General features: G+C 69.6%; 11 protein-coding genes, 1 tRNA gene and 1 pseudogene. 7 read left to right on the top strand and 6 right to left on the bottom strand.

Annotated features, from left to right (window positions below):
* Nucleotides 1-191 precede the first annotated feature (191 nt).
* Nucleotides 192-435, bottom strand: a pseudogene (locus ACWEQO_RS26765) (PTS transporter subunit EIIC); the annotation flags it as partial.
* A 211-nt stretch (nucleotides 436-646) separates the two neighbouring features.
* Between ACWEQO_RS26765 and ACWEQO_RS26760 the strand changes: the two are divergent.
* From ACWEQO_RS26760 to rdgB, 4 genes are all read left to right on the top strand, one after another.
* Nucleotides 647-880: a PTS glucose/sucrose transporter subunit IIB gene (locus ACWEQO_RS26760; RefSeq protein ID WP_361448986.1), complete on the top strand. Its 234-nt coding sequence runs from the start codon at nucleotides 647-649 to the stop codon at nucleotides 878-880.
* 156 nt (nucleotides 881-1,036) lie between these two features.
* On the top strand, nucleotides 1,037-1,774 hold the full coding sequence (gene rph, locus ACWEQO_RS26755) for a ribonuclease PH (protein WP_452985541.1): 738 nt from the start codon (nucleotides 1,037-1,039) through the stop codon (nucleotides 1,772-1,774).
* 138 nt (nucleotides 1,775-1,912) lie between these two features.
* Nucleotides 1,913-2,311 carry a hypothetical protein gene (locus ACWEQO_RS26750; protein ID WP_361448992.1) on the top strand — a complete coding sequence of 133 codons (399 nt, stop codon included), beginning with the start codon at nucleotides 1,913-1,915 and terminating at the stop codon, nucleotides 2,309-2,311.
* Nucleotides 2,312-2,388: 77 nt separating this feature from the next.
* Nucleotides 2,389-2,991, top strand: a complete 603-nt coding sequence (gene rdgB, locus ACWEQO_RS26745; RefSeq protein ID WP_452985540.1) for an RdgB/HAM1 family non-canonical purine NTP pyrophosphatase — start codon at nucleotides 2,389-2,391, stop codon at nucleotides 2,989-2,991.
* Nucleotides 2,992-3,043: 52 nt separating this feature from the next.
* Here rdgB and ACWEQO_RS26740 read toward each other — a convergent pair.
* From ACWEQO_RS26740 to bcp, 4 genes are all read right to left on the bottom strand, one after another.
* Nucleotides 3,044-3,127 (bottom strand) — tRNA-Leu (locus ACWEQO_RS26740).
* A complete protein-coding gene (locus ACWEQO_RS26735; RefSeq protein ID WP_452985539.1) occupies nucleotides 3,093-3,800 on the bottom strand; it encodes an HNH endonuclease in 708 nt (235 codons plus the stop codon). The genes ACWEQO_RS26740 and ACWEQO_RS26735 overlap by 35 nt, the downstream gene beginning before the upstream one ends.
* Nucleotides 3,797-4,447, bottom strand: coding sequence for an HNH endonuclease signature motif containing protein (locus tag ACWEQO_RS26730; RefSeq protein ID WP_452985538.1), 651 nt, complete (start codon nucleotides 4,445-4,447; stop codon nucleotides 3,797-3,799). Before ACWEQO_RS26730 ends, ACWEQO_RS26735 begins: the two co-directional genes overlap by 4 nt.
* 135 nt (nucleotides 4,448-4,582) lie before the next feature.
* Nucleotides 4,583-5,050, bottom strand: a complete 468-nt coding sequence (gene bcp / locus ACWEQO_RS26725) for a thioredoxin-dependent thiol peroxidase (protein WP_279335739.1) — start codon at nucleotides 5,048-5,050, stop codon at nucleotides 4,583-4,585.
* Between the two features lie 145 nt (nucleotides 5,051-5,195).
* On the opposite strand from bcp, the gene ACWEQO_RS26720 reads away from it, so the two are divergent.
* Both ACWEQO_RS26720 and ACWEQO_RS26715 read left to right on the top strand, forming a co-directional pair.
* The gene (locus tag ACWEQO_RS26720; RefSeq protein WP_279335740.1) at nucleotides 5,196-5,525 is read left to right on the top strand and encodes a DUF3618 domain-containing protein; all 330 of its coding nucleotides are present in this window, start codon (nucleotides 5,196-5,198) and stop codon (nucleotides 5,523-5,525) included.
* Between the two features lie 55 nt (nucleotides 5,526-5,580).
* Nucleotides 5,581-5,937: a GroES family chaperonin gene (locus tag ACWEQO_RS26715; RefSeq protein ID WP_202277633.1), complete on the top strand. Its 357-nt coding sequence runs from the start codon at nucleotides 5,581-5,583 to the stop codon at nucleotides 5,935-5,937.
* Between the two features lie 132 nt (nucleotides 5,938-6,069).
* Here ACWEQO_RS26715 and ACWEQO_RS26710 read toward each other — a convergent pair whose 3' ends face one another.
* Complete coding sequence (locus ACWEQO_RS26710) at nucleotides 6,070-8,517, bottom strand: transglycosylase domain-containing protein (RefSeq protein WP_452985537.1); 2,448 nt, start codon at nucleotides 8,515-8,517, stop codon at nucleotides 6,070-6,072.
* Between the two features lie 370 nt (nucleotides 8,518-8,887).
* On the opposite strand from ACWEQO_RS26710, the gene ACWEQO_RS26705 reads away from it, so the two are divergent.
* A complete protein-coding gene (locus ACWEQO_RS26705; RefSeq protein ID WP_361449009.1) occupies nucleotides 8,888-9,673 on the top strand; it encodes an ABC transporter permease in 786 nt (261 codons plus the stop codon).
* Nucleotides 9,674-9,725 lie beyond the last annotated feature (52 nt).

Here is a 9,725-nt window from a genome sequence, read left to right as displayed (position 1 = left end):
AGGTCGTAGCTCATGCCCCGGAGACTTCCACATCGCACCGACACCCACCTGGCCGGTCGACGACACGAGCCTCAGCCATAAGAAACGACGTCTAAGGGGTCGCCCCTCACACCTTGGTGGTGCTCTCCCCCGCCCTCTCCGGTTCCGCCCCGGAGCGCGCGGGGCGAGGAACCCCGCCACCGCCGCCGGCGCGCCGCCCGGCAGCGCACCGCCCGCGCCCGCCATCACCCGGGAGGCGTTCGTCCGACCGGCCCCCTCGTCCCCGAACACGTCCGGCTGACCGAGCCGGTTGAGGATGCCCGCCGCCGCCGTCGGCACGGCGATCGGCGGCTGCGGACTGCGGCCCATCTTCTGCAGCCCCTGGAGGAAACGGCTCCACCGCTCACGCAGGGGACCGGCCGAAGGCCCGGCTCCGGCGGGACTCTGGGCACGCATCGGGCCCCTTTGCCGGGAGTGCGGGGGCGCTGGGGGAGCAGGGGGAGCGTCTGCCGCGGGGTTTGGCGGCGACCCGCCCGGTGGTGTAGACCAGCCGGAGACGGTTCCGCCGTCGTGACGCCATCCTTCGGCACCGACGGCACGACCGCTCGCAAGGATGGGCCAACTGTGGGTTACTGCGACAAAGCGGTTCGGATCAGGGAGAGCGAACATGGCCACCAAGGCTGAGAAGATCGTTGCCGGGCTCGGCGGCATCGAGAACATCGAAGAGATCGAAGGCTGCATCACCCGCCTCCGCACCGAAGTCGTCGACCCCGCCAAGGTCGACGACGCCGCACTGAAGTCCGCCGGCGCCCACGGCGTCGTCAAGATGGGCAGCGCCATCCAGGTCGTCATCGGCACCGACGCCGACCCCATCGCGGCCGAGATCGAAGACATGATGTGACACCCGGCGAACCGGGTGAACGGGGGGAACCGGACCGGCCCGGCGGCCGGGCCGGACCGGCAACCGTGCAACCCCCGCCCCCAGGGCCCCTTCCGGACAGCGGCGAGCCCGCCACCCCGGAAGGGGCCCTTCCCACAGGGCACTAGGCTCGACGCCATGTCTCGAATCGACGGCCGCACCCCCGAACAACTCCGCCCGGTCACCATCGAACGCGGCTGGAGCAAGCACGCCGAAGGCTCCGTCCTCGTCTCCTTCGGCGACACCAAGGTCCTCTGCACCGCCTCCGTCACCGAAGGCGTCCCCCGCTGGCGCAAGGGCAGCGGCGAGGGCTGGGTCACCGCCGAGTACTCGATGCTCCCCCGCGCCACCAACACCCGCGGCGACCGCGAATCCGTCCGCGGCCGCATCGGCGGCCGCACCCACGAGATCAGCCGCCTCATCGGCCGCTCCTTGCGCGCCGTCATCGACTACAAGCAACTCGGCGAGAACACCATCGTCCTGGACTGCGACGTCCTCCAGGCCGACGGCGGCACCCGCACCGCCGCCATCACCGGCGCCTACGTCGCCCTCGCCGACGCCATCAACTGGTCCAGGAACAACAAGCTCATCCGCGCCAGCCGCCAGCCTCTCACCGGCACCGTCAGCGCCGTCTCCGTCGGCATCGTCGACGGCGTCCCGCTCCTCGACCTCTGCTACGAGGAAGACGTACGCGCCGACACCGACATGAACGTCGTCTGCACCGGCGACGGCCGCTTCGTCGAGGTCCAGGGCACCGCCGAGGCAGCCCCCTTCGACCGCACCGAACTCAACAGCCTCCTCGACCTCGCCGTCACCGGCTGCGCGGAACTGACCACCGCACAGCAGGCCGCCCTCGACAGCGTCCTCGAAAGGTAAAAGACACACCAAGGGACGTGGCCGGCGCGGGCAACCGCGCCGGCCACCCCCGCGTCTGAAGGAATACGGACGCACGAACGAACCCGGACACCCCACCGGACGCAAGGGCCGCCCGGCCCGACAAGGAGGAACCGTTCCATGGCCGCGAGCCGCCGACGCCGCACCACAGCCGTCGCCGCCACACTGGCGGCCGTCGCACTGACCGCCGGACTCACCACCGGCTGCAGCGCCGTCGACAAGGCACTCGACTGCGTCCGGACCGCCGACGCCATCGCCGACAGCGTCACCGAACTCCAACAAGCCGTCGGGAACGCCTCCGACGACGTCACCCAACTCGAGGAATCCCTCGACTCCATCGAGCGCAACCTCGGCGAGATAGGCGACAAGACCGACAACGCCGACGTCGGCAAGGCCGTCGACCACCTCGAACAGGCCACCGCCAACGTCCGCACCTCCATCGAGAACGGCGACAAGACCCCCGACATCAGCCCCGTCACCGACGCCGCCGGCGAACTGACGAAGGTCTGCACCCCGTAGACCCCGTACACCCCGCAGCACCCCGCACCACGAGGCGGCCGACGGCAGCGGACACGGGGCCCGGAATACTGGGCCCCATGACCCGCCTGATCCTCGCCACCCGCAACACCGGAAAGATCACCGAACTCCGGTCGATCCTCGCCGACGCCGGACTGCCCCACGAACTCGTCGGCGCCGACGCCTACCCCGACATCCCCGACGTCAAGGAAACCGGCACCACCTTCGCCGAGAACGCCCTCCTCAAGGCCCACGCCCTCGCCCGGGCCACCGGCCACCCCGCCGTCGCCGACGACTCCGGCCTCTGCGTCGACGTCCTGGGCGGCGCCCCCGGCATCTTCTCCGCCCGCTGGGCCGGGCGCCACGGCGACGACCGGGCCAACCTCGACCTGCTCCTCGCCCAGCTCTCCGACATCCCCGACGACCACCGCGGCGCCCACTTCGCCTGCGCCGCCGCCCTCGCCCTCCCCGACGGCACGGAGAGGGTGGTCGAAGGCCAACTGAGGGGCACCCTGCGCCACACCCCCGCCGGCAGCGGCGGCTTCGGCTACGACCCGATCCTCCAGCCCGACGACGAAACCCGCACCTGCGCGGAGCTCTCCGCGGCGGAGAAGAACGCCATCAGCCACCGCGGCAAGGCTTTCCGAGCCTTGGTACCGGCGGTGCGTGAGCTGTTGGGCTGAGCCCACATGGCAACGGCCTGCGCATCAATCTTCGATTCGCAGGCCGTTAGTGTGCGGCGGAAGGGATTCGAACCCTCAAGCCCGATCAAGGGCCACAGATCCTAAGTCTGCTGCGTCGCCGTTGCGCCACCGCCGCTGGCGCCTGTCATGGTACCGGGAGTCGCGCGTTGCCTTGTGCCTCCCCTGCACCACGTGCTGGTGATCGCGTGACAGTTGGGACACAGCAACCGCAAGTTCTCCCGCCGGTCGTCCCGCCAGTCGCCGTTGATGTGATCGACCTCCAGGGTCATGGGCTTGCCCAGCCATTCGGGGGAGACTCCACAGTGGGCGCATTCCTCGGCCACCCCGACACCGAGAAGCGCCCGGCGCAGGGTCTTGGTCGCTGTCCGATGGGTGCTCTCGTGCTTCACCAGTACCTCTTCAGGGCTCTTGGTGGTCGCACCGGGTTTCCCTCGTTGATGGGCCTGCCCGAGGAAATGTGACGTCGAGAGGCGGTGCTCGGCGATCCACTTGCGCAACTGCGTGCGTTGTCCGCCGTTGCAAGGGCGATTCAGGCGGCGCAGTACCTCTGCCAGAGAGGTCGAGTCGGTGACCGCCGCTCGTAGCTCGTGCTCCGTGGGGTGAGGTCGTCTGCGGCAGGGGCGAAAGTGCGAGATGTCGATGCCGAAGTGAGCGAACCGTCTCAACAGGTACCGGCGGAGGTTCCCATACGGACGGGCGCCCAGGAAAGCGATGACCTCATCGAGATCGGCGCACTTCTCGGCTGCTTCAGCCAGTCGTCCGGGGGTGTACCGCATGCCACTGGTCACGAGGCGTACCTCATGCCTCGACCGCGGTAAGTGTCCGTCGTCGAGTGGCAGTTGGGGCAGAGCAACTGAAGGTTCTCGATCCGGTTGTTCCGCCAGTTGCCGTCGATGTGGTCGACCTCGAGCGGCAGCGGTTCCCCGAGCCACACCGGCTCGATTCCGCAGAGCGCGCAGCGCTCGTCCAGGCCGAGTTCGCGAATCGCCCTCTTGAGTCGGCTGCTCGGAATGCGCCTGGCATGAACCGAGGTGTCCTCGACGAGGATCTCCGCAGCTGTACGGCGGCGCTGGTTGTACCTCTGCCGCTCGGTCCGGACCGCTGGTGTGAAGTGTGAGGTGTCGATGCCGTACGCCTTGATCCGGCGGCTGATGTGCGTGTGATGGCCGCCGACGACCTCCAGCCCGAGGCGGCGTAGCACTTCGCACATGTTGGTCGAAGCCGAGACCGCTGCTTGAAGGACCTCTCTGGTCCATCGCACCCCCTCACGCTCGAAGTGCGAGACATCCACCCCGAGCTTGCTCATCCGCTCTCGGACGTAAGCCCGCGTCGAACTCTTAGGATCCACCCCCAGCCGCACCAGCGCCTCCGACAGCGTCCGCGCTCCCCGGGCCGCCTCCTCCAGGCGCTCCTTGGTGTATGCACTGGTCCCCATCGGTTCCCCTCCGATCCCGGCCACCCGTTCGTAGCCTCGTACGGAGTAACGAACCGTTTATCGGACGGTTACGCGTGGAACGCGCGACGGCTCGTACCGGGGGTCCGGTACGAGCCGTCGTCGGCGTTCTTCGGATCAGATCGCCAGGTCCTTGATGATCTTGGCGACGTGGCCGGTGGCCTTGACGTTGTAGAGGGCGCGTTCGACCTTGCCGTCCTCGTCGACGACGATCGTGGAGCGGATGACGCCGACGACCGTCTTGCCGTAGAGCTTCTTCTCGCCGTAGGCGCCGTACGCCTCCAGGACCTGCTTGTCGGGGTCGGCGAGGAGGGTGACCTTCAGGGACTCCTTCTCGCGGAACTTGGCGAGCTTCTCCGGCTTGTCGGGGGAGACGCCGATGACGTCGTAGCCCGCGCCGGCCAGCAGTTCCAGGTTGTCGGTGAAGTCGCAGGCCTGCTTGGTGCAGCCGGGGGTGAGCGCGGCCGGGTAGAAGTAGACGATGACCTTGCGACCCTTGTGGTCGGCCAGGGACACCTCGTTGCCGTCGGCGTCGGGCAGGGTGAAGGCGGGGGCGTCGTCCCCGGGCTGGAGGCGTTCGCTCATCGGTCTGGTCTCCTCGTACGTGCGCGCTGGGTGGATCAGGTGCCGGGATCGAGGGTAACCGGGTGCCCTGGCGGTGCGGCGCGGCGTGAAGCTGACAGACTGTCCGGCACAGGTACGGGTTTCAGCGGATTTCGGAGGCGACACGGTGGCGGACACGGCGGACACCAGAACCCCGGCGCAGATCGAGGCGGACATCAGCCGCCGTCGCGCGGTGCTGGCCGAGACCCTCGACGAGATCGGTGTGCGGGTGCACCCGAAGACGATCGTCGGGGACGCGAAGGCCAGGGTCGCCTCCAACATCGACCACACGCTCGGCAGGGCGTACGTCGGGGTCAATCGTGCGGTGAGCGATGTGAAGGCGCAGTTCGTGGACGCGGACGGGGCGCCGCGGCTGGAGCGGGTCGTGCCGGTGGCGCTGCTGGTGGTGGGCGTCGTGGGGCTGCTGACCCTGGGGACGCGTCGGCGCAGGCGCTGACCCGGTCTGCGACCCGAGGGCGTGCGTCCGTGGTGAGGGCAGGTAGGTTTCAGGTGTGAGCGCCAAGAGAAACGAGCACGACCCCCGGCACGACAAGCTGCCCATCCGGATGCTGCACGACCGCGTACTCGTGCGGCAGGACGCGAGCGAGGGCGAGCGGCGGTCCGGGGGCGGCATCCTGATTCCCGCGACGGCGGCGGTCGGCCGCCGGCTGGCGTGGGCCGAGGTCGTCGCGGTGGGGCAGAACGTGCGGACGGTGGAGCCGGGTGACCGGGTGCTGTTCGATCCGGAGGACCGCGCGGAGGTCGAGGTGCGGGGCACCGCCTATGTGCTGATGCGGGAGCGTGATCTGCACGCCGTGGCCGCGGACCGGTTCGAGGGTTCGGAGGATTCGACGGGCCTGTACCTGTAGATCTGGACTGAGGAGGGGCTGGTGACCATCGTCACCAGCCCTTTTCTTCTGCGTCTCTCCTGGTGGTCGCGGTGGTGGGGCTGAAGGTGAGCGCGGGGCACTGAGCCCGGTCGCCCGCTCGCTCCCGGTCGTTCACTGTCTGCGGGGGCTCTGCTGGAGGTAGCCGGTGAGGCCGCCCTGGTTGCTTTGGCCGCCCTGGCCCTGGTCGCCTCTGCCCGTGCCCGTGCCCGTGCCGGTGGGGATGTCGCCCGTCCTGTCCGTCCCGTCCGTTCCGTTGGCTCCGTGGGTGGTGCCCGCGGGGGCGCTGTCCGAGGTGCCGCCGCCGGTGGGGATGTCACCGGTGGCGCCCTCGTCGGTCCGGCCCCGGGTCCCGCCCTCGGTGCCGTCCTCGCCGTTCTCGTCCTGCTCCTGGCCCCGGTCGGCGTTCTCGTCCGTGCCGGGTGTGTCGAACGTGTCGTCGTCCGGGTCGCCCGAGGAGGGGTCGGCGCTCGCGGTGGGCGGTGCGGTGTGCTCGGCGCCCTTCTGGAGCCGGAGGTCGAAGTCGCTGACGGGTTCGCCCTTGAGTGCTTCCCGGGTGAACTGGGCCCAGATCTCGGCCGGGGGGCCGCCGCCGTTGATGCGGGACAGGCCCATGACGCCGTACAGCTTCTTCTGTTCGGCGGTGACGGGGTCCTGGCCCATGACGGAGACGACGGTGGCCAGTTCGGGCGTGTAGCCGGCGAACCAGGCGGCCTTGTCCTCCTCCGCGGTGCCGGTCTTGCCGGCGGCGGGGCGGCCTGCGCCCTGGGCGGCGGAGGCGGTGCCGTTCTGGACGACGCCGCGCAGGACGGCGGTGGTGGTGTCGGCGGCTTCGCGGCTCACGGCCTGGCGGGTCCTCCGCTCGGGCAGCGGCACCGCCTTGTTCCCGTCCTTGGTGATCTTCTCGATCATCGTGTAGGCGCCGTGTTCGCCGTGGTTGGCGAGGGTCGCGTACGCCTCGGCCATGTCCAGGGCGCTGGCGGTGGCCACTCCGAGGGCGATGGAGGGGGAGGGGGTCAGTTCGGGGGTGGTGGCGGGGATGCCGAGGTCGATGGCGGTCTGCTGGACCTTGTCGGAGCCGACGTCGACCGCCATCTGGGCGTAGACGGCGTTGACGGACTTGTCGGTGGCCTCGCGGACGGTGATGTGGCCGTAGGAGCGGTCGTCCTCGTTGGCCGGGGCGTAGCGTTCGCCGGGCCAGCCCTGGACGGGGCGTTCGTTGGTGCCGTCGTAGACGGTGTTGGGGGTGATGGTCCGGCCGCTCTGGGTGGTGGATCTGTTCTCGACGGCGGAGGCGAAGACGAACGGTTTGAAGATGGAGCCGACCTGGTAGTCCCTGCGGGTGGCGTTGGGGGTGTACTGCTTGACGTAGTCGATGCCGTTGTACATCGCCACGACCTTGCCGGAGCGGGGGTCGATGGCGGCGCCGCCCGCGCGGACGTAGGTGTCGACCTCGCGGTTCTCCGGGTCGAGCCGGTCCATCAGGTTGTCGTTGACGGCGTCGACGAAGGCGTCCTGCTTGTCCTTGTGCAGGGTGGTGGTGATGCGGTGGCCGCCGGCGTCGAGTTCCTCCTCGTCGAGGATCCTGTTGCGGATCAGGTGGTCCTTCACGGTGCGCACGATGTAGCCGCGCTGGCCGGACATGCCGGTGGAGGTGGTGGTCTCCTTCGGCTCGGGGAACTTCAGTCCGGTGCGTTCCGCCTTGCCGAGCCAGCCCTTCTGGACCATGCCGTCCAGGACGTAGTTCCAGCGGGACTCGGCGGCGGGCCGGTTCTCCGGGTGGGTGATGACGTCGTACTGGCTGGGGGCGTTGACGAGGGCGGCGAGGTAGGCGGCGCGGGGGGCGTCGAGGTCCTGTGCGTCGATGCCGTAGTAGGCCTGGGCGGCGGCCTGGATGCCGTAGGCGTTGCGTCCGAAGTAGCTGGTGTTGAGGTAGCCCTCGAGGATCTCGTCCTTGCTCTGTTCGCGGTCGAGTTTGATGGCGATGAAGAACTCCTTCACCTTGCGGGTGACGGTCTGCTCCTGGCGCAGGTAGTAGTTCTTCACGTACTGCTGGGTGATGGTCGAGCCGGACTGTCTGCCCTTGCCGATGGCGGTGTTCCAGGCGGCGCGGATCATGGCCTGGGGGTCGACGGCGGACTCGGTGTAGAAGTCGCGGTCCTCGGCGGCGAGGACGGCGTGCTGGGCTTCCTCGGAGATCCGGTCGAGGCTGACGCTCTCCCGGTTGATCTCGCCGTCGCGGGCGAGGACGGAGCCGTCGGCGTACAGGTAGACGTTGGCCTGTTGGGTGGCGAGGGCGTTGGCGGACGGGATGTGCACCAGGCTGTAGCCGAGGAAGAACGCGCCGACGATCAGGAGGGCGGCGAGGAGGAAGCCGCCGAGCACCATCCGCCAGGTGGGGACGTACCGGCGCCATCCGGTGCGTACCCGCTTGCGCCCGGTCCCGGTCCCGGTCCCGGTTTTGGTTCCGGTTCCGTTTTCGCGCTGGGGGGTACCGGTGGTCCGCGGCTCCCGCGGTGCCCAGCCCTGGCCGTGCTGCTGTGGCTGCGGCTCGTCGCTCATGTCGAGTACGGCCTCCTGTTTCACCGTGTTCGTCGCGGTATGCGTGATGGATTCACGTTCGCGTCATGTGTTGCTCTTCGTTCCTCTTATAGAGGACTGTCGCATCCGGTGCTCAGTTCCCCGTCGACGGCGCGTCCCGGCCGTGCATGCGGCTTCTCACACGTATGGCCCTCGGGGTACGGGGTACGGCCGCGGGCGGCCGGCTGCGGTGCGGGGGCCGTCGCCGGTGGGGCCGCCGGAAATCGGCTGGCAGGGCGTCAGGCGCGGGCAGTACGATCCTGCGCTTCGGCGCCGGACGCGGAGAGGTCGGGAGACGGTGGTGGGCGAGGCCGCGAGTACCGGCTTACGTGCAGGTGGGGGCTCGGTCCGGTTGTATTCGGCCGTGGCGGCCGGGGGCTTTCGGCGGTATGCGACGTACCGGGTGGCGACGGTGGCCGGGGTGTTCACCAACACCGTTTTCGGGCTGATCCTCGTGTACACCTATCTGGCGCTGTGGAACGAGCGGCCGGACCTCGGGGGGTACGGGCCGGCGCAGGCGGTCACGTACGTGTGGCTGGGGCAGGCGCTGTACGCGACGCTGGCCGTTCAGGGCGGCGGGTTCGAGATCGAACTGATGGAACGGATCCGTACGGGTGAGATCGCGATCGATCTGTACCGGCCGGCCGACCTCCAGTGGTGGTGGCTGGCGCACGATCTGGGCCGGTCGGGGTTCCAACTGCTGGGGCGGGGGGTGGTCCCCTTCCTGTTCGGGGTGCTGCTCTTCCCGGTGGCGCTGCCCGGTGACCCGCTGACCTGGTGCGCGTTCCTGCTGACGGTGCTGCTCGCGATGGTGGTCAGTTTCGCGATCCGGTATCTGGTGGCGCTGAGCACGTTCTGGCTGCTGGACGGCACGGGGGTGATGCAGATGCTGATGATCCTGGGGCTGCTCTGCTCGGGCATGGTGCTGCCGTTGAACGTCTTCCCGGGGCTGTTCGGGGAGGTCGTACGGGTGCTGCCGTGGGCGGCGCTCCTCCAGGGGCCGGCCGACGTCCTGATGGGTGAGGCGGGCGCGGTGCCGGTGTTCGCGCTCCAGGGCGCGTGGGCGGTGGTGCTGTTGGCGGCGGGGCGGCTGGTGCAGTCGGCGGCGACGCGTCGGGTGGTGGTCCAGGGTGGCTGACGGTGGCCGGCCGGTGCGCGGTGGCGGGCTGGTGCGCGGTGGCGGGCTGGTG

Source organism: Streptomyces sp. NPDC004051 (genome assembly GCF_053604275.1).
Note: the sequence above shows the minus strand (reverse complement) of the source record. Positions and strands in the feature narration are given on the sequence as shown.

Coding starts and splice junctions, on each gene's coding strand:
- ACWEQO_RS26730 (WP_452985538.1), bottom strand. CDS start 4,447: ATGGGGACCAGTGCATACACCAAGGAGCGCCTGGAGGAGGCGGCCCGG.
- rph (WP_452985541.1), top strand. CDS start 1,037: ATGTCTCGAATCGACGGCCGCACCCCCGAACAACTCCGCCCGGTCACC.
- rdgB (WP_452985540.1), top strand. CDS start 2,389: ATGACCCGCCTGATCCTCGCCACCCGCAACACCGGAAAGATCACCGAA.
- ACWEQO_RS26710 (WP_452985537.1), bottom strand. CDS start 8,517: ATGAGCGACGAGCCGCAGCCACAGCAGCACGGCCAGGGCTGGGCACCG.
- ACWEQO_RS26750 (WP_361448992.1), top strand. CDS start 1,913: ATGGCCGCGAGCCGCCGACGCCGCACCACAGCCGTCGCCGCCACACTG.
- bcp (WP_279335739.1), bottom strand. CDS start 5,050: ATGAGCGAACGCCTCCAGCCCGGGGACGACGCCCCCGCCTTCACCCTG.
- ACWEQO_RS26760 (WP_361448986.1), top strand. CDS start 647: ATGGCCACCAAGGCTGAGAAGATCGTTGCCGGGCTCGGCGGCATCGAG.